Annotated in this window: 15 protein-coding genes and 1 riboswitch; of the genes, 11 read left to right on the forward strand and 4 right to left on the reverse strand. The window is 65.3% G+C overall.

The genetic code is table 11. From position 1 onward, the window contains the following. The first annotated feature begins 32 nt into the window (after positions 1-32). The 10 genes from J0A90_RS08830 (at position 33) to J0A90_RS08875 (ending at position 15,859) form a co-directional block, all read left to right on the forward strand. Positions 33-6,329, forward strand: coding sequence for a VCBS domain-containing protein (locus tag J0A90_RS08830; RefSeq protein ID WP_233076655.1), 6,297 nt, complete (start codon positions 33-35; stop codon positions 6,327-6,329). Between the two features lie 66 nt (positions 6,330-6,395). Then, positions 6,396-8,597, forward strand: coding sequence for a type I secretion system permease/ATPase (locus J0A90_RS08835; protein ID WP_207035332.1), 2,202 nt, complete (start codon positions 6,396-6,398; stop codon positions 8,595-8,597). Then, on the forward strand, positions 8,587-9,984 hold the full coding sequence (locus tag J0A90_RS08840; RefSeq protein WP_207035330.1) for an HlyD family type I secretion periplasmic adaptor subunit: 1,398 nt from the start codon (positions 8,587-8,589) through the stop codon (positions 9,982-9,984). The genes J0A90_RS08835 and J0A90_RS08840 overlap by 11 nt, the downstream gene beginning before the upstream one ends. A gap of 42 nt (positions 9,985-10,026) precedes the next feature. Next, on the forward strand, positions 10,027-11,370 hold the full coding sequence (locus tag J0A90_RS08845; protein ID WP_207035328.1) for a TolC family outer membrane protein: 1,344 nt from the start codon (positions 10,027-10,029) through the stop codon (positions 11,368-11,370). A gap of 31 nt (positions 11,371-11,401) precedes the next feature. Continuing rightward, a complete protein-coding gene (locus tag J0A90_RS08850) occupies positions 11,402-13,321 on the forward strand; it encodes an EAL domain-containing protein (RefSeq protein WP_207035326.1) in 1,920 nt (639 codons plus the stop codon). Between the two features lie 120 nt (positions 13,322-13,441). After that, entirely contained in the window at positions 13,442-14,071 is a 630-nt protein-coding gene (locus J0A90_RS08855; RefSeq protein WP_207035324.1) for a transglutaminase-like cysteine peptidase, read from the forward strand. Positions 14,072-14,117: 46 nt separating this feature from the next. Continuing rightward, positions 14,118-14,633: an EF-hand domain-containing protein gene (locus J0A90_RS08860; RefSeq protein ID WP_207035322.1), complete on the forward strand. Its 516-nt coding sequence runs from the start codon at positions 14,118-14,120 to the stop codon at positions 14,631-14,633. A 180-nt stretch (positions 14,634-14,813) separates the two neighbouring features. Further along, a complete protein-coding gene (locus tag J0A90_RS08865; RefSeq protein ID WP_233076656.1) occupies positions 14,814-15,122 on the forward strand; it encodes a glutathione S-transferase N-terminal domain-containing protein in 309 nt (102 codons plus the stop codon). Positions 15,123-15,202: 80 nt separating this feature from the next. Further along, entirely contained in the window at positions 15,203-15,481 is a 279-nt protein-coding gene (locus J0A90_RS08870) for a peptidylprolyl isomerase (RefSeq protein WP_207035318.1), read from the forward strand. A 189-nt stretch (positions 15,482-15,670) separates the two neighbouring features. Then, positions 15,671-15,859, forward strand: coding sequence for a CsbD family protein (locus J0A90_RS08875; RefSeq protein WP_035475295.1), 189 nt, complete (start codon positions 15,671-15,673; stop codon positions 15,857-15,859). A gap of 104 nt (positions 15,860-15,963) precedes the next feature. Here J0A90_RS08875 and J0A90_RS08880 read toward each other — a convergent pair whose 3' ends face one another. From J0A90_RS08880 to J0A90_RS08895, 4 genes are all read right to left on the reverse strand, one after another. Further along, positions 15,964-17,214 (reverse strand): dicarboxylate/amino acid:cation symporter, encoded by a 1,251-nt coding sequence (locus tag J0A90_RS08880; protein ID WP_207035316.1) that lies wholly within the window; start codon positions 17,212-17,214, stop codon positions 15,964-15,966. A 232-nt stretch (positions 17,215-17,446) separates the two neighbouring features. Then, complete coding sequence (thiC, locus tag J0A90_RS08885; protein WP_207035315.1) at positions 17,447-19,282, reverse strand: phosphomethylpyrimidine synthase ThiC; 1,836 nt, start codon at positions 19,280-19,282, stop codon at positions 17,447-17,449. A 103-nt stretch (positions 19,283-19,385) separates the two neighbouring features. Beyond that, positions 19,386-19,518: riboswitch (TPP riboswitch) on the reverse strand. Positions 19,519-19,585: 67 nt separating this feature from the next. Continuing rightward, positions 19,586-20,728 carry an anhydro-N-acetylmuramic acid kinase gene (locus J0A90_RS08890; RefSeq protein WP_207035312.1) on the reverse strand — a complete coding sequence of 381 codons (1,143 nt, stop codon included), beginning with the start codon at positions 20,726-20,728 and terminating at the stop codon, positions 19,586-19,588. Between the two features lie 126 nt (positions 20,729-20,854). Then, positions 20,855-21,745 (reverse strand): LysR family transcriptional regulator, encoded by an 891-nt coding sequence (locus J0A90_RS08895; RefSeq protein WP_207035310.1) that lies wholly within the window; start codon positions 21,743-21,745, stop codon positions 20,855-20,857. Positions 21,746-21,886: 141 nt separating this feature from the next. Between J0A90_RS08895 and J0A90_RS08900 the strand changes: the two genes are divergently transcribed. Then, the gene (locus tag J0A90_RS08900; RefSeq protein ID WP_233076657.1) at positions 21,887-23,212 is read left to right on the forward strand and encodes an MFS transporter; all 1,326 of its coding nucleotides are present in this window, start codon (positions 21,887-21,889) and stop codon (positions 23,210-23,212) included. Positions 23,213-23,241 lie beyond the last annotated feature (29 nt).

Consider the following 23,241-nt stretch of genomic DNA (forward strand, 5'->3'; position numbering starts at 1 on the left):
CCGACGCCCAGGGCAATGCGACCACGACGGTCGTGGCGAGCCTGAACGGCGAGATTTACGGCCTGGCGGAAAATGGTCGTGGTGATCTGCTGATCGCCACGAGCGATGGTCGCGTCACGCCGATGAACGCCGATACCCACGAGCTCGGTGCGCCGACGGTACTCGCGGCATTGAACGGTGGCACGGTTTACGGAAGTGCCAGCAACACCGACGCGGTGATGGTTAACGGCAACGTGCTGACCAATGACAGCGATGTCGATGGCGGCACGCTAAGCGTCAGCGCGGTCAATGGAGTAGCAGGTAGCGTAGGCACCGCGATCACTGGCTCCAACGGCGGCACCTTCACGCTGAACGCGGATGGCTCCTACAGCTTTAACCCGGGCACGGCGTTCGATCGCCTGGCCGCGGGTCAGAGCGACACCACCCAGATCAGCTACACCGTCAGCGACGGCCAGGGCGGCAGCGACACGACGACCCTGACGATCAAGGTGACCGGCACCAATGATGCGCCGGTGGCCGTTGCCGATACTGGCAGCACCGGTGAGAACGCCACCCTCAATGTGTCTGCCGCCCAGGGCGTACTGGCCAACGACAGCGATGTCGATGGCGGCACGCTAAGCGTCAGCGCGGTGAACGGCACCGACGCCAACGTCGGTCAGGCGATCGCCGGCTCCAACGGCGGCACCTTCACGCTGAACGCGGACGGCAGCTACAGCTTCAATCCGGGCACGGCGTTTGATCGCCTCGCCGCAGGCCAGAGCGACACCACTCAGATCAGTTACACCGTCAGCGACGGCCAGGGTGGCAGCGATACCGCCACGCTGACCGTGACCGTCACCGGCACCAACGATGCGCCGGTGGCACGACCGGATGTCGCAGAGGTCACGGACAAGCCGGACTTCGTCTATCTCTCCACTGCCCAGGGCACACTCGAGACCTGGAACTTGACCACGGGAGGCCAGATCAGTGTCACCATCAAAGATGGCGCCGGTCACGTGGTCACCGATTTGGGCGATATCTCGAGCAGCGATACGTCAGGCAAGCTGTATGGAGTGGCTTTCTCGGATAGTACATCGACGCTTTACAGCATCGACGCGATGACGGGATTGGCGAGTGCGATGGGAGTCGTGTCGGGACTCTCGCAAATCAATTCGCTGGCCCCTATGCCCAATGGCCAGTTGATTGCTGCTAGTGCTGCCACGACGGGGCTGTTCTCGATCGATCCGACAACGATGACTGCCACCAAGATTGCCTCGACCGACTTCACGGCGGGCGGTGATCTGCAGTATGTCGGCAACCATCTCTACATGTCCGATTCGAGCGGGAACGTGCTCGAGGTGGCGTTGAACGGTGACGGCAGCATCCTGACCGATGCCCTCGGCAATGCCTCCACGACTGTGGTAGCGAGCATGAGTGGTCAGGTATACGGCCTGGCGGAGAGCTCCACCGGGGATCTGCTGATTGTCACGACCGATGGCCGTGCGACCCCGATGAATGTGGAGACTCACGCGCTCGGCACGCCGACCACCCTCACGGCGCTGGAAGGCGGTACGGTTTACGGCAGCGCTAGTGTCATCGATGCTGGCTCGACGTTGGCCAGCGGCAACATCCTGATCAACGACAGCGATCCTGAAAGCGATCCGCTGACGGTGACGAGTGTCGCCAATCCGCAAGCGGGTACCCAATCGAGCGTTGCAGGTAGCGCGAGCATCGTCCTGGAGGGGGTGTACGGCACGCTGACGCTCAATGCGGATGGCAGCTATAGCTACGCCTTGGATGTTAACCGCCAGACGACTCGGGAGTTGCCCGAGGGTGGCCGAGGAAGCGACGAGTTCACCTACGTCATCAGTGATGTCCATGGCGGCAGCGCCACCTCGACGCTGACCGTGGGTGTGACCGGCACCAACGATGTGGCGGTCATCACTGGGGCTGCCACCGGCTCGGTCACCGAGGATACCAACGTCAACGCCGCAGGTAATCTGACGACCAACGGGGCCTTGACGGTCACCGATGCCGACTATGCGCAGAGTGCCTTCGTGCCGGGCAATGCCAGTGCTGCCGCCGGTACCCTGGGCACACTCGCCATCACCGCAGGAGGCAACTGGAGCTACAGCGTGGCCAACAGTGCCGTGCAGTATCTGAAGGCGGGCGATACAAAGGTCGAGAACTTCACCGTGACCACCCTCGACGGCACCACCAAAACGATCTCGGTGACCATCGCGGGTACCAACGAGCTGCCGGAAGCACGCGATGTCAGCGTCACAGGACACGAAGATCCGTCACCCCTGATCGCGGTCAATCTGTCGGGTACGGATGTCGATGGCTCGATCGCGAGCTTCCAGCTCACGGCTCTGGGGGCCAACGGCAAGTTCTACAGTGATGCTGCGGGCACCCAGCAGTTGGCTCCCGGTGCGACACTGTCAGCCAGCAACAATGGCGCGACGGTCTACTTCAAACCCGATGGCAACTGGTCCGGAACCTCTTCTCTCAAGTACACGGCGATCGACAACCTGGGGGGCAAGGACGCCACGCCGGCAACGGCCACGATCAACGTGACGGCAGTGGCCGATGCGCCTTCACTGACGCTGAGTGGTAACAGCGCCAATGGTAGCGGGCTGCTCAAGGAAACCTTCGCGATCAGCTCATTGGGCTCCGATGGCAACGGCGCCGATCCGGCGATAATGCAGTCGACGATCGACGCTGCCGGCACGCCGGCAAGCAGTGGCAACACCACCAATGCTGCCAATAGCAACGTCGCCGTAGGAACCGCGACGCATCTCTCGGGCCTGATGTATCTGGAAGCGGGCAAGACCTATGCCTTCAGCGGGAGTGGCGATGACAGTATTCGCCTGCTGGTCGGTGGCAACGTGGTCGCCCAGGCGACCTGGGGCGGCTCCGCTGGTGTCTACGCCGGCTCTTTCAAGCCCAGCGTGAGCGGTTACTACACCCTGGATCTCTATCATCACAACCAGACGGGTGCGGGCAACTACAGCCTCAACGTCGGCGTCAACGGCAGTGCACCGGTGCCGCTCAATACCGTCAACTACGTGTTGATGCAGGATGTCAGCGCGCTCGACGCCGCCAACGTCAACCACTCCGGGTTGCTCGGCAGTGATGGTCATGGCAACGGCTACTACCAGCTCTACGCCATGAACGAAGGCGACGAGGACTCGGTGATCCATCTGTCCAAGATCGCCGCGGCACTGACCGACACCGATGGTTCTGAGACGCTCAGCGGCGTCCGGCTGAGCGGTATTCCGGCAGGCGCGACGCTGAGCGATGGCAGCCATACTTTCGTCGGCGGCAGCGGCAGCACCAGCGTGGATCTGAGCGGCTGGAATCTCAATACGCTGACCCTCAAGCCGGCGGCCAACTACAACGGCACGATCAACCTGACCGCCGCGGTCACGTCGACCGAGAGCAGCAATGGCGACAGCGCGACCACTAGTGTGGCCATTCCGGTCACCGTGCATGCGGTCAACGATGCGCCGATGATCGTGGCGCAGGGCTACAGCGCCACTGTCTCCGAAGAGGGGTTGCCGGGTGGCGCGCCGGATACCCAAGGCACTTCCGATACGACCGACTCAGCGACCGCCAGTGGCCGTGTGGTCGCTACCGATGTCGATGGTGACAAGCTGACCTATACGCTGACGGCGCCGACCACGACGTTGACCTCTGGGGGCACCGCGATCACCTGGAGTGGCAACAACAGTGGCACGCTGATCGGTTCGGCCGGTGGCAAGGAGGTGATTCGCGCCACCATCGACGCCAACGGCCAGTATCAGGTCACGCTGAAAGCCGGGGTCGATCACCCGCAGAGCGGCGAAGACACCCTGAGCTTCAATCTTGGGGTCAAGGTCAGCGATGGTAGCCTGAGCGCCAACAGCAGCATCGGCGTCACCGTCGAGGACGACTCGCCGATCGCCAGCACGCGTGACGTCAACTTCGTGCAGGGGGCGATCAACACCAACGTACTGCTGGTGGTGGATACGTCGGCCAGCATGAATGACAGAGTCACGGTGGATGGTGTCGAGCAGACGCGGTTGCAGGTGCTGCAGCAGTCGATTCGCGAGATGCTCGGCCGCTACGATGACATCGGTAACGTCAAGGTGGCGCTGGCGCCGTTCTCCGATCAGCTCGACAGCTCGCCCAAGCAGTGGATGACGGTCGCCGATGCGCTCAAGGTCGTCGACGCGCTGCAGGCCAATGGCGGCACCAACTACGACTATGCGCTGAGTAACGCCCAGAACGCCTGGAACGGCAGTGGCAAGCTGACCGGCGACGTGCAGAACGTCTCCTACTTCTTCTCCGACGGCGAACCCACGTTGTCGAGCGCCTATCCGATAGCATCACAGACCAACCCGGGCGATACCGTGAACGTCAATCTGGGCGATGGTATCGATGCCAGCGAAGAGGCCGCCTGGAAGGCGTTTCTCGGCAAGAACGGTATCGATTCCCTGGCGTTGGGGATCGGTGGTGACGTCAGTCAGACCTATCTCAATCCGGTAGCCTACGATGGCCGTACCGGTGACAACACCGACGCCGTGATCATCCGTGATTTCAATGCGCTCGATGACGTGGTTGCGGGGACGGTGCAGATGCCGCTGCTGCAGGACGGCCTGCTGAGCGGTAGCGCTCATGGGCTGTCGCTGATGGGCGGCGATGGCGGTTTCGTCAAGAGCCTGGCGGTCGACGGCGTGACCTTCACCTTCGACAAGGCCAGCGGCGCGATCAGCGCCTCGTCGAGCACTATCAGCTATACCTACGACAGCAGTTCGCACAAGCTCGGTATCACCACCGAGCTGGGCGGCAAGCTGATCATGGACATGGACGATGGCAGCTATCGCTACACGGCGAAGCTGGGCAGCTTCGGCACCGATGCCATTCGCTACACCCTGAGCGATGCCGATGGTGATACCGCCAGCGGGGTGATGAACATCAACGTCAAGAATAGTGTGACCGCCGCCCATGACGACCACATCATCACCAATATCCTGAGCCCGAGCCTGAGCATCGGTGCCGACGTGCTGCTCGCCAATGACGCCATCGCGGCGGGTACCACGGCGACCACCAACGGGCTGACACTGACCACCGGCTGGAAGGATCGTGCATCCGATTTCACCGCGCCCAGCGTACAGGTTCAGGACAAGCGCAGCGTCGACAACTTCGCGCTCGATCGTGGCAGCTTCTCTACCGTTGCCCAGGCGGCCAACACCGCGGCGACTGTGGTACGAGGAAGCCTGGCGGGGGGAGATTTACTGTTCGGATTCGGCAGCAACGCCAACGATCTCATGACGCTGACCCTGCGTGCCGGTGAATCCTTGACCCTCGCGACCAATGTCGCTGCCAGTGTGGCGCTGGCCTATAGGGGCGCCGGAGATAACTACTTCAGCGCGCTGACCAACGGCGGCACCTTCACCAATACGAGCGGCGCCGACAAGAGCTATACCGTTGCCGTCATGAACGTGAAGGATAGCGGCTCGGGGCTACTCGACGGCTATGGTGCCGAGACCTACGACCTGTCGATGAAGATCGGTTATGCCAACGCCGCTGATATGACCACGACGCTGAGGACCGACTACACGCTCACCGGTAGTGATGGCACTACCGATACGGCAGCGGTGACCGTCGACTATCATCGCGGGCAGACGCTGACCGGCACCGACGGCAACGACACCCTGATGGCCAACGACAGCAGTACGACGCTCAATGGTGGCAAGGGTGATGACGTACTGATCGGCGGCAAGGGCAACGACATCCTCACCGGCGGCGACGGCAACGACATCCTGCGCGGCGGCGAAGGCAACGATACCCTGAGCGGCGGTGCCGGTCGTGATACCTTGAGCGGCGGCGCTGGCAACGACATCCTCGATGGCGGTGCGGGGGCCGATCGCCTCGAGGGCGGCAAGGGCAACGACATCCTCACCGGCGGGGATGGCAGCGATACTTTCGCCTGGATGCGCGGTGACCAGGGCTCCTCGAGCGCACCGGCGGTTGACCGTATCACCGACTTCAAGGGCGGTGACGGCGGCGACCGGCTGGATCTTTCCGACATGCTGGATATCGGCAGTTCGAGCCTCTCCAACGCCGATCTGGCCTCACTGGCCGCCCAGCAGCTGCACTTCGTCAAGGGTGAGACCAGTGGTGCGCCGGGTACCGCCACCAGCGGCGGCTCGACGCTGGAGATCAAGACTGATGGTCCCAACGGCGCGGTGACCCAGAAGATCGTCTTCAGCAACGTCGATATGACCAGTCTGGGAAGTTCGGATACCGAGATCATCAAGACGCTGCTGGATCACGGTAACCTGAAGACGAACATGGATGGTTGAGGGACGACGACTTGAGACGTACCAGCATGAATCGACACCAGCATGGCATGACAGGAGACTCGAGGTTTGGTTGATGAACCGACACCCCTTCGTCCCGACCCGCTAGGCGAGAAGGAGAGCGACCCGCTGCTGGGGTCGCTCGTGTTCCTCTCGCGCTTTCACGGTGTGCCGCGCTCGGGCGATGTGATCAGCGATGGATTGCCGCTGGACGAAGGGCGCCTGACGCTGTCGCTGGTACCGCGTGCGGCGCAGCGCGCCGGGCTGTCGGCCAAGCTCGTCAGCCAGCGACCCGATCGGGTCGCCGACATCCTGCTGCCGTGTATCGTCGTGCTCCAGGGGCGTCGTGCCGCGGTGCTGCTCGAGCGCGATCCCCAGCGTCAGCAGGCGACGGTCTATCTGCCCGAAGCGGATGGCACCCAGGAAGTCGACATGGCCTCGCTGTGCGAACAGGCCACTGGCCAGATCATCTACGTCCGTCGCGAGCACCGTTTCGATGCGCGCGCGCCAGAGACGGTCAAGCTGGCCGATGGCCACTGGTTCTGGTCGACGCTCAAGCTCTCCACGCCGATCTATCGCGACGTCCTGATCGCCTCGCTGCTGGTCAACCTGTTTGCCCTGGCGGCGCCACTGTTCACCATGAACGTCTACGACAAGGTGGTGCCCAACCTGGCCTTCGACACCCTCTGGGTGCTGGCCACCGGGATGGGCATCATCGTCGGCTTCGATCTGTTGATGCGCCAGGTGCGCGCCTGGTTTCTGGATACCGCCGGCAAGAAATCGGAAGTGCTGTTGTCGGCCAAGATATTCGCCAAGGTGATGAACCTGCGCATGGATGCGCGTCCGGTCTCGGTCGGGGCCTTCGTCAAACACCTGCAGGAGTTCGACTCGGTACGCGACTTCTTCACCTCGATGACCATGACCACCCTGGTGGATCTGCCGTTCGCGCTGCTGTTCCTGCTGGTGGTGTGGATCATCGGCGGGCCGCTGGTACTGGTGCCGCTGGGCGCGCTGATCATCCTGATCGGCTATGCGATCGCCATCCAGTGGCCGCTGAAGCGCTCGATCGAGCTGGGGTCGCGGCTGGCCACCGAGAAGCATGCACGGCTGGTCGAGAGCGTCGCAGGGCTGGAGAGCATCAAGCTGGCCAACGCCCAGGGCGAGACCCAGCGGCGCTACGAGCGCGCCGTCGGCGAGATCGCCAAGTGGGGGGTCAAGAGCCGCAATCTCTCGACCTCGGTGTCGTCGCTGACCACCACGGTCAACCAGCTTTCCACGGTGTGTCTGGTGGTGCTCGGCGTCTACTTGATCGGGGAAGGCAGACTCTCGATGGGCGGCCTGATCGCCGGCGTCATGCTAACCGGGCGTGCGCTGCAGCCGCTGGCGCAGATGGCGCTGCTGATCACGCGGTTCGGCCAGACCCGCAGCGCCATGGCGGCGATCGACCAGATCATGCAGCTACCCGACGAGGTCGAGGCGGAGAAGAACTATGTCCACCGCGACCGCCTCAACATGCGGATCGAGTTCGATCACGTTGGATTCCGCTATGGCGAGGACTCTCCCGAGGTGCTCAGCGATGTCTCGTTCACCATCGAGCCGGGGGAGCGTGTCGCGATCATCGGGCGGATGGGCGCGGGCAAGAGTACCGTGCAGCGGCTGATGAGCGGTCTCTATCGCGCCTCCGAGGGCAGCGTGCGCATCGATGGCCTCGACATCAATCAGATCCACCCGGCAGACGTGCGCCGGCACATCGGTTTCGCCGGTCAGGACAGCACGCTGTTCTTCGGCTCGATCCGCGACAACATCATTCTCGGCCAGCCCTATGCCGGCGACGAGGCGATCCAGCGCGCGGCCGACATCAGCGGGGTCTCCGAATTCACCCGACGCGATCCGGATGGTCTCGACCGGCAGGTCGGTGAAGGCGGGCGTCTGTTGTCGAGCGGTCAGCGCCAGTCGGTGCTGCTGGCGCGGGCGATACTCAGCAATCCCGCGCTTCTGCTGCTCGATGAGCCCGGCTCCTACATGGATAACCGCGCCGAAGCGCTGCTGCGGCGCACGCTGAGGGAGCTGCCGCGCAGCCAGACGTTGGTGCTGGTGACCCACAAGAGCGCGATGCTCGAGGTCGCCGAGCGCATCATCGTGCTCGACAGCGGCCGTGTGATCGCCGACGGGCCCAAGCCGACCGTACTCAAGGCACTCAACGAAGGTCGCGTCCAGGCGCCATCGGAAGCCACGCCGGCGCGGGCTTCGGAGGTGCGCCATGGCGGGTAAGGTGCTCAAGTGGCCGCGCCCGACGGCCCAGGAGCTGGAGCTGGCCGATGACGCCAGCGCGGCGACGCTGCTCGCCACGCCCTGGCGCTCGCGCATCCTGATCTGGGTGCTGCTGGCGTTCTTCATTGCCTTTCTGGTGTGGGCGGGGCTTTCCAGTATCGAGGTAGTCACCCGCGGCATGGGGCAGGTGGTGCCCTCGTCACGTCTGCAGACGATCCAGAACCTCGAGGGCGGTATCGTGCGCGATATCTATGTCCGGGAGGGAGATATCGTCGATGCTGGCCAGCCGCTGGCGCGCATCGATCCGACCCGCGCCAGCTCCGATCTCGCCGAACGCGAGTCGACCCTGGCCGGACTGCAGGCGACGGTGGCGCAGTATCAGGCCGAAATGGCCTCGGTGACGGTGAAACCCGATGCCGACAGCTGGCGTGACCAGGTCACGGTTTCGACCCAACCGCTGCCGGTCAGCGAGACCTTTCAGAAGACCAATCCGGATATCTATACCGCGGCCGAGAACGCCTACAGCGCACGTATCAATGGCCTGCGCTCGCAGCTCGACCAGGCCGCGGCGCAGATCGAGCAGCGCCAGCAGGAGTTGCAGGAGTTGCGTGCCAAGGCCGAGTCGCTGTCGCGCAGCTACCAGCTCTCGCGTCAGCAGCTCGGCATCACCGCGCCGCTGGTCAAGGAGGGCGTGGTATCGCGGGTGGACCTGCTCAATCTGCAGCGCCAGGTCAACGACCAGCGTGGCGAACTGGAGTCGGCGCAGCTCTCTATCCCGGCCAAGCAGTCGGAGCTGCAGGAGGCGATCAGCAAGCGCCGTGACGTGGCCCAGCAGTTCCGCTCGCGCAGCGCCGACGCCCTGAGCGAGGCACGCGGCAAGCTGGACAGTCTGCAGCAGGGGCGCGCCAGCCTGCAGGACCGGGTCGATCGCACCCTGATCACCTCACCGGTGCGTGGCAAGGTGCAGTCGATCAACGTCAACACCATCGGTGGGGTTATCGACCCCGGCGCCAGCCTGATGCAGATCGTGCCGATCGAGGACAACCTGCTGGTCGAAGCCAAGGTGGCGCCGCGCGACATCGGTTTCATCCAGCCGGGGCAGCCGGCCACGGTCAAGCTCTCGGCCTACGACTTCACCATCTACGGCGGGCTCAAGGGCAAGGTGTTGCGCATCAGCCCGGACACCGAGGAGGACGACAAGGGCAATACCTACTACGTGGTCACCGTACGCACCGACAGCAATCATCTCGGCAAGAACAGCGACGACCTGGCGATCATTCCCGGTATGCAGGCCACGGTGGATATCATCACCGGCCGCCAGACCATTCTGCAGTATCTGCTCAAGCCGATTCTGCGGGCCCAGCAGAGCGCGATGCGCGAACGCTGAGGCGCCGGGCAGGGAACATCACTACAGAGAGACATGACAATCATGAGGCAATGGATCCTAGGCGTTGGGGTAGCCGCGCTGGCGGGCAGCGTGCAGGCACAGAGTCTGACCGAAGCCGTGACCCAGGCGGTCATGCAGTACCCCACCACCCGCACCGAGATGGCGCGCTACCAGCAGAACCTCGACGATGCGCGGGCCCAGCGCGGCGCTTATCTGCCGTCGCTGAGCCTCGAAGGGCGTGTCGGTTATGGTGCCAACGAGAGCGAGACCAGCGGTGTCTCTCAGGACAGCGACCCGCACAGCTACCGGCGTGCGCAGCTGACGCTGTCGCAGTTGATCTGGGATGGCAACACCACCATCGAGCGTATTCGTCAGGCCGATGAACAGAGCAACTACCAGCGCTGGCAAGTGGCGGCGGTGGCCAACCAAGTCGGGCTGACCACGATCCAGGCCTATCTCGACGTACTGCGTAGCCAGCGTCTGGTAGAACTGGCTCAGCGCAACGTCGATACTCACCAGCGTATTGCCGCCGATATTCGCCGCCGCTCCGACCTGGGTGCGGGCACGGCTACCGACACCATCCAGGTAGACGGGCGCATGGCCCAGGCGCAGGCGAGTTTGATCGCCGCGCGCAACAACCTCGACGACGCGACCTCGGCGTTTCTGCGCTATGTGGGGGAGACGCCGCGCAACCTGACCCTGCCACCGGCGGCCGACATGAGCCGAGTTCCGCAGTCGTTCGACGCCGCCATGGCCATGGCCACGGCGCAGAATCCGCTGGTCGTCGCCGCTTCCCACTCAATCGCCGCTGCCCAGCATGAGGTCGCCGCCGAGCGCGGTGATTTCCTGCCCACTTTCCGTGCCGAGGCGAGCCGCCTGGCCAGCCGCGATTACGACTTCGAGGGCGACAGCGCCGATGACTGGAACGCCGACCTGGTGATGTCGTGGAATCTCTATCGCGGTGGTATCGATCTGGCCCAGATGCGCTCGCGCGAGGACGCCCTGCGCGCGGTGCGCTACGACAGCGACCGCTCGCTGCGCGAGATTCGCGACGAGCTGCGCCTGGCCTGGAACGCCCGCGACTATCTCACCAGTCAGCTGCCGTTTCTGAGCCGCCACGTCGAGGCCAGCCAGCAGACCCGGGTCAACTACCGCAAGCAGTTCGACATCGGCCGGCGCACGCTGCTCGACATGCTCGATAGCGAGACCGAACTCTACGATGCCGAGCGCTCCCAGGTAGAAGCCGAATTCTCGCTGCGTCGTGCCAATTATCGCCTGCTCGCCGCCACCGGCCAGTTGCTCGATACACTCCAGGTAGACGTCGGCCTGATCGCCGATGCCGGAGAAAGCTATCCGAGCACCGTGACATCCGGGCCTCAGGGTTGAGTCCCTCAGGATTGAGTAAGGAGAGAATGCCATGAGCCTGTTTCGGCGCTCGGTCGCCATCATGGTGGGGTTGTTGCTGCTGTTCTCGGCGGGCATCTTCGCCATCGAAGTCCATCAGACCCGCGCTTCGCTGGCCGAGCGCCAGCAGGCCGACGTCGACAATCTGGCCCAGGCGCTGAGTCTGTCGCTGGTGCCGTTCGTCGAGATCGGCGACTGGACCAGTGCGGAAACCCTGATGCGCGCCGCTGCCGATGGCGGCGCGGTGCGCGAGCTGCGGCTAGAGGCGGTGGGGCGCGATCAGCCGCTGGTGATGACGTCCGAGCGGGTCAGTAGCACGCCGGCCTGGTTCCAGCATGCGGTGGCGCTGCCCAATGCCATCAGCGAGCGTGAGATCAGCGGCGGCTGGTCGGCGTTGGGGAGTATTCGCGTGGTCTCCGAAAGCGCCGGTGCCTACGATCAGCTGTGGACGCTGGCGCTGCAGCTGTTGGGCTGGCTGGCGATCGGCATGCTCGGGGTGGTGGTGCTCTGCGTGATCGGCTTCAAGCGACTGCTGGGGCCGCTCAACCGGCTGTCGCGGCGTATCTCCGACATGCAGATCGACGGCTTCGACGAGCCGCTGGCGCCCAGCCGTATTCACGAGCTGCGCGGCATCACCGAGGCGGTCAACCGGCTCGGCGAGCGTCTCAATCAGCAGTTCGACCAGCAGGCCGAACAGGTGGTGCGGCTGCAGCGCATGACCGAGCAGGATGCGGTCTCGCAGCTGGGCAATCGGGCCTATCTGACCCGGGTGCTCGACGAGTGGCTGTCGGCTCCCGAGGGTGGTGCGCTGGTGATTCTGCGTATCGACCACCTCCAGGAGCTCTACCGCCGCGACGGTTTCGAGGCGCGTGACCAGGCGATCCGGGCGATCGGCCACGGACTCAAGGGCACCCAACTGGGTGGCCGTGAGGTGCAGGCGGCACGCCTCTCCGCCGAGGAGTTCGCGCTGGTGCTCCCTGACTGCGATGACGACGTGCGTGAGCGCTGGCTGGCGGACACGCTCGACCGGGTGGATGACCTGGTCGATGCCAATCCGCTTGCCGAGACGCGCCAGCACTACACCCGTGCGGGAGTGGTGCTGCGCGATGCCGGCATGAGCCGCGAGAGTGTACTGGCCCGCGCCGACAGCGCCCTGCGTGACGCGATCGAGCTGGGCCAGCGCTGGGTGGTGGTGCGCCCAGAGAACACGCTGGCCGCAAGGGGACGTCAGGAGTGGCGTCAGGTGATCGAGCGTGCGCTGGTCGAGCGCGACCTGAGCCTGGTGGCACAGCCGGTACTGCTGGCCGATGGCAGCGAACTGCATCGAGAAGTGTTCGTGCGCCTCAACGAAGGCGACAAGCAGCATCCGGCCTATGTGTTCCTGCCGGTGCTCAATCATTTCCGGCTGGGCGCCCGGCTCGACCGCAGCGTGCTCGATACGCTCGACGGCCTGGCTGGTAAGGTTAGTGGACGCCTGGCGGTCAACCTCACCGCCGACTCGCTGGCCGAGCCCGAGGCCTACCGCGGCTTGGTCACCTGGCTCGAGACGCATACGCGGCTAGCCGCGGTGCTCGACCTGGAGGTCAGCGAAGAGATCGCCCTGGAGCATCTCGACGCGGTGCAGCAGCTGTTCCGCCTGGCTCACCGGCTGGGTGCCCGGTGCGGGGTCGACCGCTTCGCACGCAACCTGCAGGCGATGGCCTATCTGTCGCGGCTGCGCCCGGACTACGTCAAGATCGACCAGGGCTTCTTCGTCCGCGACGAGGTGGATACCGAGTTTCTGCGCAGTCTATGCATGGCGGCGCATCAGGTGGAGTCGCGGGTCATTGTGACCCGCGTGGAGTCCGACGAGCAGCGTCAGCGGGTCAGCGAGGTGGGGGCCGACGGCTATCAGGGGTACCTGGCGCCGACCGCACCGCTCACGTTGGCTTGAGGCGTGGGCGCAAAGTGGATGGCGGCCTGGCGTCGCCTTGGCAGCAGGCGGCGCGACCCAGGCGACGCTCGCCCACGCCGTGGCGGCGTGGTTGGGGCCGCCTGGCTGGCATCGGTATGCATGGTGGCGCTGCTCGGCGGCCAGGCGACGGTCGAGGCGCTGCCGCGTCTGCCGCCGCAGTCGGAGGTCGTCAGGCTCTACGGCGCGGCCGGCTGGCAGCGTATCCAGCAGTGGCCGGTGCTGATCGACCGCCTGCAGGGGCGATCGATCGAGGTGCAGCTCAAGGGCGTCAACGATTTCTTCAACCAGCTGCGCTTCCTCGACGATATCGATGTCTGGCACGTCAAGGACTACTGGGCCACGCCGTTCGAGTTCCTGGGCATAGGCGCCGGCGACTGCGAAGACTTCGCCATGGCCAAGTACCTGACGCTGCGCGAGCTGGGAGTACCGGAAGACCAGTTGCGGCTGCACTACGTCAAGTACATCCCTTACGACCAGTTCCACATGGTCGTGACCTGGGCACCCACACCGACCACGCCTCCGGTGGTGCTCGACAATATCGACAAGCGGATCGAGCCGGCGTCGCAACGTAACGATCTGCTGCCGATCTACAGCTTCAACGGTAGCCACCTGTGGATCAGCAAACTCGGTGGTGGCGGGCGCGAGGTCGGCGACGCCAGCCGCCTGAGCCTGTGGCAGAGTTGGCAGCAGCGCCTGGAGCAGGGCACGCTGCGCGATCCGCGGCAGTGATCATTCACCTGGCGCTAACGCCATCGGATGTTTCGAGGAATAGAAGATGAACAAGGGAACGAATCGGTCGTGCTGGTCCAGCCTGGCGCTGATCTCCGCTGCGGGCTTGCTGAGCGCCTGCGCGTCACCGCAGGTCGGCCACGACGTGGTGGTCGAACGCCCTTCGATACAGGGGCCGGTGGCAGTCAGCGCCGACCAGCTGTTCGATGCCGCGGATCACGATGACAAGGGCTATCTGACCCCGCTCGACGTCGAACCGCTGGGTCTCGGCGGCAACTGGCATACGCTGGATCTCAACGGTGATGGCCACCTGTCACGGCAGGAGTTCCGGGCCCAGTTCGCCACGCCGCTGGTGCAGTCGACGCTGACGCTGCCCAATGATCTGCGCACCACTCAGCCAGCGGTGGATGACAGTTACCGCCTGCCGCCGGAGCCGCCGTCCCAGCGTTACCATCCGGCGCCGAGCGATGCGCCGACGCCGGCGACCATGAGCGTGCCGGACAACGCGCCCATCGAAGTGCCGGTATTGATGGATGATGACGCCAGCGGCAGTGCCAACTGATCCCGACGCCGGGACCGTTCGCCGTGCGATGTGATCGGGCGCCTTGGCAGGCATGCATGAGGGGGGGACTGTCGCCGGCAGGCTGTCAGCGGTTACGCTGTTGCAGGACGGCCTAATGTGAGAGGCCTGTCAGCGATGGGAAAAACGATGTTCGAATGGCTCAGGAGGTGGCTGCAACCCATGTCTGCAACGATGACACGCTCGGCACAAGATCAGGCGGCAGTGGACGAGGCGGCGACACGACTGGCGCTCTACCACTTTCAGCGTTGCCCCTTCTGTGTGCGCGTGCGTCACCAGATCGAACGCCTGAACCTGCCGATCGAGCTGCGCGATATTCAGCGCGATCCCGACCACCGACGCGATCTGATCGCCGGCGGCGGTCGCAGCATGGTGCCGTGTCTGCGTATCGCTCACGAGGATGGTCGGATCGAGTGGATGTACGAGTCAGCGGATATCAATCGTTATCTCAAGCAGCGTTTCGGCCACTGAGAGCGCAATCGGGCGGTGACGCGGCGGCTCGGCTTTTCGTAAACTGTACGATCTTCATTCATCGTTCCAGGAGTGACCGCATGGCACAGGCCAGCGCCCGCCACATTCTCGTCGACAGCGAGCAGCAGTGTCTCGAGCTCAAGCAGCAGATCGAAGCCGGTAGCGACTTCGCCGAGGTTGCCCGCCAGTACTCCAAGTGCCCCTCCGGCCGCCAGGGTGGCGAGCTCGGTACCTTCGGTCGTGGCCAGATGGTCAAGGAGTTCGACGAGGTCGTCTTCAACGGCGCCCTCAACCAAGTCCACGGCCCGGTCAAGACCCAGTTCGGTTATCACCTGCTGGAAGTCACCTCGCGCGGCTGATCACGGCGCGTTCCGCCGGGCGAGGTGACTCTCCCGGCGGCGATGTGGCGGCGATGGAGTGGCACAAAACGTTACGCGGATTTCATCTTGACGACGGCCAGATCGGACTATCTTCAGAGAGCGCGAGGCAGCGAGCGAGTCGCTGCTCGCGGCGTGAAAGGGAAGTTCCACGTCAGCGAGGTGAATGTCATGACTCAACGTTCGAAAGCCGACAAGGCCGAAGGCGCTATCGACAAGGTCGCCGGCAAGGTCAAGGAAGTGGCCGGCAAGGCGACCAAGGATCGCGAGCTGGAGGGCAAGGGCAAGGCCCAGCAGTCCAAGGGGCATCTCAAGTCCGCCAAGGGCGATCTCAAGGACGCCGCCAAACCGCGTCACTGATCCGACCCGTCATCAGCACGGCCCCGACATCTGTCGGGGCCGTTGCGTTTAGGCGCGGGGGTCGGGACCGGCGTTGCTGACAGCCGACGCCGGGAGGCCGCGCATCAAATACGGTTGTCGCTGTTGTAGATGGCCAGGTCCAGCTCCTTTTCGCTCTTGCCGACCAGCGTGGTGACCATCAGGTCGCCGGCCACGTTGACGCTGGTGCGTGCCATGTCGAGGATACGATCGACCCCGGCGACCACACCGATCGCCTCCAGCGGCAGGCCGATCTGGGCCAGCACGATCGAGAGCATGATCAGCCCCGCGCCGGGCACCCCGGCGGTGCCGATCGAGGCCAGGGTGCCGGTGAGGATGATCATGCCGTAATCGGTCATCGATAGATCGACACCCACCAACTGGGCGACGAACAGCGCCGCGACCCCCTGATAGATGGCGGTGCCGTCCATGTTGATGGTGGCACCCACCGGCAGCACGAAGCTGGAGACCCCTTCGGAAACCCCGAGATTCTTCTGCGCGCAGCGAATCGAGACCGGCAGCGTGCCCGACGACGAAGCCGAGGAGAACGCCACCACCAGCGCGTCGACGATCCCGCGCAGGTAGCGGCTCGGGTTGAGCCGGCCGAGCAGCGCGATCAGGCCGCTGTAGACCACCAGCACGTGCAACACGCAGGCCAGATAGACCACGCCGATCACCTTGGCCAGCGGCAGCAGCACGTCCAGCCCGTACTGCCCCGAGACGTTGGCGATCAGGCCGAACACGCCGATCGGCGCGAACGCCATGACGATCGCGGTCAGCTTGTACATCGCCTCGGCGAAGCTCTCGAACACCCGCACCACCGGTTCGCCCTTGTCACCGATCAGCATCAGCGAGATGCCCAGGCCGATGGCGAAGACGATGATCTGCAGGATATTGCCCTCGATCATCGCTTGCAGCGGGTTGTTGGGTACCAGACCGACCAGGATGTCGATCAGCGAGGGCGCCTCGCCCGCCTGCTGTGGGGCGCTCATCGAGGCATCGGCGCCGACCCCCGGCTGGAACAGAGTCGCCGCGACCAGGCCGATGGCGATGGCGAAAGCGGTGGTGATCAGATAGAGGGCGATGGTACGGGCCCCCACGCGGCCCATCTTCTGCGGATCGCGCATGCCGGTGATTCCCACCACCAGGGTGGAGAACACCAGCGGCACGATCAGCATCTTGATGCCGTTGATGAAGATATCGCCGAGCGGCTTGAACAGACTGGCGTCCTTGCCCATCAGGGCGCCGGCGAGGATACCCAGCAGCAGGCCGGCGATGATCTTCTGCCACAGCGGGATGCGTCGCCACAGATTGGGGCGGGCGTTGTTCGTTGTCATTCACGGGCTCCTTGCGCAGGCCAGATTGCCGGGGGCAAAAGCGCGCATTCTACCCATCCCGCGGGCGTTTGCGATCCGTCCATTCACAACCGGGATACGCTATAACCTGATTGCGACCAAAGTCGCGTATGACGCCCGCTGCCGCCACACGCCGCTACCTCCTGCTCGGCGCGCGGCAGCAGCGATGTCGTCATACCTCGCGGTAGAGCTCGCCACCCTCGCGCTGGAAGCGTTACGCCTGCGCCTTCAGGCCGGCTTCGCGATCCCCGGAGGGCGCTGCGTCGCCGAAGCGCTCGCGCACCTCCTGGGTGATCTTCATCGAGCAGAACTTGGGCCCGCACATGGAGCAGAAGTGCGCCACCTTGGCGGATGCCTTGGGCAGCGTCTCGTCGTGGAAGGCCCGCGCCGTGTCCGGGTCGAGACCGAGATTGAACTGATCCTCCCAGCGGAACTCGAAGCGCGCCTTGGAGAGGGCGTTGTCACGGCGCTGGGCTCCGGGATGGCCCTTGGCCAGGTCGGCGGCGTGGGCGGCGATCTTGTAAGTGATGATGCCGGTCTTGACGTCATCCTTGTTGGGCAGGCCCAGGTGCTCCTTGGGGGTGACATAGCAGAGCATGGCGCAGCCGTACCAGCCGATCTGTGCCGCACCGATGCCGGAGGTGATGTGATCGTAACCCGGGGCGATATCGGTGGTCAGCGGGCCCAGGGTGTAGAACGGCGCCTCGTCGCAGCAGGCGAGCTGCTTGTCCATGTTCTCCTTGATCAGCTGCATCGGCACGTGGCCGGGGCCTTCGATCATCACCTGGACATCGTGCTGCCAGGCGATCTTCGTTAGCTCGCCCAGGGTCTCCAGCTCGGCGAACTGGGCGGCATCGTTGGCATCGGCGATCGAGCCCGGGCGCAGACCGTCGCCCAGCGAGAAGGCGACGTCGTACGCCTGCATGATCGCGCAGATCTCTTCGAAGTGAGTGTAGAGAAAGCTCTCCTGATGGTGGTGCAGGCACCACTTGGCCATGATCGAACCGCCGCGGGAGACGATACCGGTGACGCGCCTGGCGGTCAGCGGCACATGATGCAGGCGCACGCCGGCGTGAATGGTGAAGTAGTCCACGCCCTGTTCCGCCTGCTCGATCAGGGTGTCGCGGAAGATCTCCCAGGTCAGGTTCTCGGCCACGCCATCGACCTTTTCCAGCGCCTGGTAGATGGGCACGGTGCCGATCGGTACCGGTGAGTTGCGCAGGATCCACTCGCGGGTCTCGTGGATGTTCTGGCCGGTGGAGAGATCCATGATGGTGTCCGCCCCCCAGCGGATGCCCCAGGTCATCTTGTCGACCTCTTCCTCGATCGACGAGGTCACCGCCGAGTTGCCCAGGTTGCCGTTGATCTTCACCAGGAAGTTACGCCCGATGATCATCGGCTCGCTCTCCGGGTGATTGATGTTGGCGGGGATGATGGCACGCCCGGCGGCCACCTCCTGGCGCACGAACTCCGGGGTGATCTCCGCGGGTAGATGGGCGCCGAACGCCTCGCCGGGGTGCTGGTGATCCAGGCTGGGATCGGCTGCCTCGCCCTGACGCTCGTGCCGGCGCTGGTTCTCGCGAATGGCGATGAACTCCATCTCCGGGGTGATGATGCCGCGACGGGCGTAGTGGAGCTGGGTCACGTTGGCACCCGGGCGGGCGCGGCGCGGAGTGCGTGCGAGCTGAAAGCGCAGGGTCGAGAGCCGCGGGTCCTCGGCACGGCGGCGCCCGAAGGTGGAGCTGGGGCCCTCGAGCCATTCGGTATCGCCGCGTTCGTCGATCCAGGCGCGGCGTACCTCCGGCAGCCCGCGGCGAATGTCGATCTGGATCTCCGGATCGGTGTAGGGGCCGGAGGTATCGTAGACCGCGAGCGGGGCATTGGGCGCGAAGCCGTCGCGGGTCGGTGTCGGTGACAGCGCGATCTCGCGCATCGGCACGCGAATGTCCGGGCGTGAGCCGGCGACGTAGATCTTGGTCGAAGCGGGCAGCGGGGCGATGGCGGCGCTGTCGACCCTGGCCGTATCCGAGAGGAACTGCGGAGATTTCATGTCGAGCGTGCTCCAGTGCATGACTCAAGTCAGGCCGGCGCACAGCGTAGGCGGGGGGAGGTTGGGTGGGGCGTGAGCGCGGACCGAGCGAGTTGACCGAGCGCACCGACCTCCGCTTGATCCCTACGCCGGTACTAGCCGGATCAGGTTCGTCGGGATCCGCCGTGGCGCCGGGCCCGGGAGGGCACTGCGCAGGACGATCTCAGCCGGTTCCACCGGCACCCCGTCAAGCGTCGATGCCGGCGTCCGGCGAATGGCCGGGCGCAGACATCTCGGCCAGTCTGGGGGAGCGCAGAGAGCGGGTCAAGCGGGGGCGTTGGCCCGTGCCAACCTGCCACCGGGCTGGGGCGCGGCCACGCCGGTGGTGAGCGGAAAGCTCAGCGGCAGGCCGCGCAGCGAGCGCATGGCCAGGTAGGCGAAGCATTCGGCCTCGATCGCGTCCCCGCGCCAGCCGACGCTATCGGCGATCTGCACCTCGGCACCGGTGCGGTGGGCGAGTTCGCGCATCAGCGTGGGGTTGCGGCGCCCGCCGCCGCACACCACGATCCGCTCGGGCCGCTGCGGCAGCAGGGCCATTGCCCGGGCCACGGCGGCGGCGGTGAAGGCGGTCAGGGTGGCGGCGCCATCTTCGAGTTCCAGCCCCGCGGCCATCTCCGCCTGGAAGTCGAAGCGATCCAGCGACTTGGGATAGGGCGCGGCGAGGTAGGGGTGTTCGAGCAGTGCCTGAAGCCGCTGCTCATCCACCTGCCCGCGGGCGGCGATGAGGCCGTCGCGGTCCATCGCCGCGCCGGTGTGCTGGCGCACCCAGTCATCGATCGGCGCATTGGCGGGGCCGGTATCGAAGGCGATCAGGCGCCCCTGGTCGGATGGCTCGCCGTCCCACCAGGAGAGATTGGCGACGCCGCCGAGGTTGAGCACCAGACTCTCGGCACCGGCATTCAGGCGCTCGAGCAGCGCGCGGTGATAGACCGCCGACAGCGGCGCCCCCTGGCCGCCGCGCTCGACGTCCGCACTGCGGAAATCATAGACCACGTCGCTGCCCACCAGGCGTGCCATCAGCTGGCCATCGCCCAGTTGGCGAGTGGCGCCGCGGCGCCCCGCGACCGGCGGGCGGTGGAGCACGGTCTGGCCGTGGAAGCCGACCGCACTGAGCTGTTCGGGACGGAAGCCGTGCCGGGCGAGGAACTCGCTCACGGCGGTGGACTGCGCCTCGGTCAGCGCGGCCTCGGCGCGGCGGAAGATTGCCGGCTCGGGGCCTTCGAAGTTCCACGCCCGGGCGGCCTCGAGGGCCTCGGCCAGCAGCGGGCGGATATCCTGGGCGTAGGGCACCAGCTCGTAGGGGCCGAACTCGTCGATGGTGTCGCCATCGCTGCGCAGCATGGCGATATCGATGTTGCCATCGAGCACGGTGCCGGTCATGAGACCGAGGCTCCAGCCGGATTGCATGGTGGCGTCTCCTGTGTGCATGAAGCGGGTATGACGATCACGTCGTGATGAGCTGGCTCGGCGCGAGCGGGTCTGGCGCAGACTCTACCGGCTGCGGGCGGCCGCGCAAAGCCGGCACGCGGCGGTTCAGCCGGCGATGGCCTCGCGCACGATCTGAATGAAGTGCTGCGCCTGGGGCGTCAGGTGATGGCGCGGATGGGTCAGCCACACCTCGGAGCGCGCGTCGGCATCGCTGATCGGACGGTAGCGCACGTTATCGATATGGATGTGGCGGAACGACTCGGGCAGCAGCGAGACACCCAGTCCGCTGGCGACCAGGCTGATGATGGTGTTGGGGCCGCCGACCTCCTGGACCAGACGCGGTGTCAGCCCGCGCTGAGCGAACAGCACGTTGAACTGGTCGAGCAGACCGGTACCGGCGGCGGGCGAGAAGTAGACGAACGGCTGGGTGGCCAGCTCGGCCAGACTCAGCGGGGTATCGCTCGCGCCGAGCTCGCTTTGGGCATTGACCACCGCCACCAGCGGTTCGCGTATCAGAGTGAAAGCGGAAAGCTCTGGCGGCAGGGTGGCCGGGCGCATGATGCCGATATCCAGATCGCCCTCCAGCAGCGGCGCGATCTGGCGCTGGCTATTGAGCTCGTGCATGCGTAGGTCGACGTCGGGGTAGCGCTGGCGGTAGTGGGTCAGCGTGCGCGGCAGCAGTGGGGTCAGCGGCACCGAGGTAGTGAAACCGATACGCAGCTGGCCGCTCTCGCCGCGGCCGATGCGAGAGACCAGCCGCGAGGCGCGCTCGGCGCGGGCGAGCACCTCGCGCGCCTCGTCGAGGAACAGCTCGCCTGCGGCGGTCAGCGCCACACGGCGATTGGTGCGCACCAGCAGCCGCCCGCCCAGCTCCTCCTCCAACGCCTTGATCTGCTGACTCAGCGGCGGCTGGGAGATGCCCAGACGGGCCGCGGCGCGGCTGAAGTGCAGCTCCTCGGCCACGGCGACGAAGTAGCGCAGGGTTCGCAGTTCCATGGTCTCGCCCACCTGAATGATATCTTCAGGATATCAAAAACTATGAATCATATATTCGAAATAAGGCTTGCGCCGGCTTATGCTAGGTCCTGATCGGCGCGCGGCCACCACCGCGCGGCCGCTTTCCTCAGGAGTCTCGACTTGCCCCGCCACCGCACCCCCGCGCCGCTGCGCGATAACACCTTGGATGCCACGACCGATGCCGTCAGTGACACCAATCGGTCGCTGAAAAACGCCGCCGAACGTCTCGAAGCCGAGGCCGCCGAGGGCGACTTCATCGAGCGTGGCCGGCGCGGCTATCGACCCACCATGCTGGCGCTGTTCCTGGGCGCCTTCTCGACCTTCGTGCTGCTCTACTGCGTGCAGCCGATCATGCCCATTCTCTCCGACGCCTTCGGCATCGACGCCGCCACCAGCAGTCTGTCGCTCTCGGTGGCGACCGGCATGCTGGCGATCGGCCTGCTGATCACCGGGCCGATCTCGGATGCGGTGGGGCGCAAGTCGATCATGTCGGTGGCACTGCTGGCGGCTTCGACCTGCACGCTGCTGGCGGCGGTGATGCCGAGCTGGTCCGGGGTCCTGGTGATGCGGGCGCTGGCGGGGCTGTCACTGTCGGGGCTGTGCGCGGTGGCGATGACCTACCTCAACGAGGAGATTCATCCGCGCTACGTGGGGCTGTCGATGGGGCTCTACATCAGCGGCAACAGCATCGGCGGGATGAGTGGACGCCTGATCAGCGGGGTGATGGTGGACTGGGTGCCGTGGCGCTGGACGCTGGCGATCATCGGTCTGGTGGCGCTGCTCGCCGCGCTTTTGTTCATGCGTTGGCTGCCGCCGTCGCGGCACTTCACGCCGCGGCCGTTCAATGCGCGCAGCGTGCTTTCCGGCTTCACGGTGCACTTCAAGGATCGCGGGCTGCCGCTCTTGTTTCTTGAAGCCTTCCTGCTGATGGGCGGCTTCGTCACCCTCTACAACTACATCGCCTATCGGCTGCTGGCGGAGCCCTATCAGGTCAGTCAGGCGCTGGTCGGGCTACTCTCCATCGCCTATCTCTCCGGCACCTACAGCTCGGCCTGGGCCGGCTCGCTGGCCGATCGCCTGGGGCGGCCGCGCATCTTCTGGCTGTTCATCGTGATGATGCTGGTGGGGCTGGCGATCACCCTGCTTAAGCCGATCAGCCTGATTCTGATCGGCATCCTGATCTTTACCTTCGGCTTTTTCGCCGCCCATTCGCTGGCCAGCGGCTGGGTCGGGCAGCGTGCCCGGCAGGCCAAGGGGCAGGCGTCTTCGCTCTATCTGTTCAGCTACTATCTGGGCTCCAGCGTCGCCGGCACCCTCGGCGGCGCCTTCTGGTACTGGGGCGGCTGGCACGGCGTGGCGCTGTTCATCGGGGGACTGCTGCTCGTGGCGCTGGCGATCGGCGTGCTCTGCCTGCGCCGCCTGGAAGCGCTCGGCGCGGCCAGTTGACACCCACGCCAGGTAACAACAACGCCAGG

Origin of the sequence: Salinicola sp. DM10 (genome assembly GCF_017306975.2) — a bacterium.
Classification (GTDB): Bacteria; Pseudomonadota; Gammaproteobacteria; order Pseudomonadales; family Halomonadaceae; genus Salinicola.

Coding starts and splice junctions, on each gene's coding strand:
- J0A90_RS08840 (WP_207035330.1), top strand. CDS start 8,587: ATGGCGGGTAAGGTGCTCAAGTGGCCGCGCCCGACGGCCCAGGAGCTG.
- J0A90_RS08845 (WP_207035328.1), top strand. CDS start 10,027: ATGAGGCAATGGATCCTAGGCGTTGGGGTAGCCGCGCTGGCGGGCAGC.
- J0A90_RS08850 (WP_207035326.1), top strand. CDS start 11,402: ATGAGCCTGTTTCGGCGCTCGGTCGCCATCATGGTGGGGTTGTTGCTG.
- J0A90_RS08855 (WP_207035324.1), top strand. CDS start 13,442: ATGGTGGCGCTGCTCGGCGGCCAGGCGACGGTCGAGGCGCTGCCGCGT.
- J0A90_RS08860 (WP_207035322.1), top strand. CDS start 14,118: ATGAACAAGGGAACGAATCGGTCGTGCTGGTCCAGCCTGGCGCTGATC.
- J0A90_RS08865 (WP_233076656.1), top strand. CDS start 14,814: ATGTCTGCAACGATGACACGCTCGGCACAAGATCAGGCGGCAGTGGAC.
- J0A90_RS08870 (WP_207035318.1), top strand. CDS start 15,203: ATGGCACAGGCCAGCGCCCGCCACATTCTCGTCGACAGCGAGCAGCAG.
- J0A90_RS08875 (WP_035475295.1), top strand. CDS start 15,671: ATGACTCAACGTTCGAAAGCCGACAAGGCCGAAGGCGCTATCGACAAG.
- J0A90_RS08880 (WP_207035316.1), bottom strand. CDS start 17,214: ATGACAACGAACAACGCCCGCCCCAATCTGTGGCGACGCATCCCGCTG.
- thiC (WP_207035315.1), bottom strand. CDS start 19,282: ATGAAATCTCCGCAGTTCCTCTCGGATACGGCCAGGGTCGACAGCGCC.
- J0A90_RS08890 (WP_207035312.1), bottom strand. CDS start 20,728: ATGCAATCCGGCTGGAGCCTCGGTCTCATGACCGGCACCGTGCTCGAT.
- J0A90_RS08895 (WP_207035310.1), bottom strand. CDS start 21,745: ATGGAACTGCGAACCCTGCGCTACTTCGTCGCCGTGGCCGAGGAGCTG.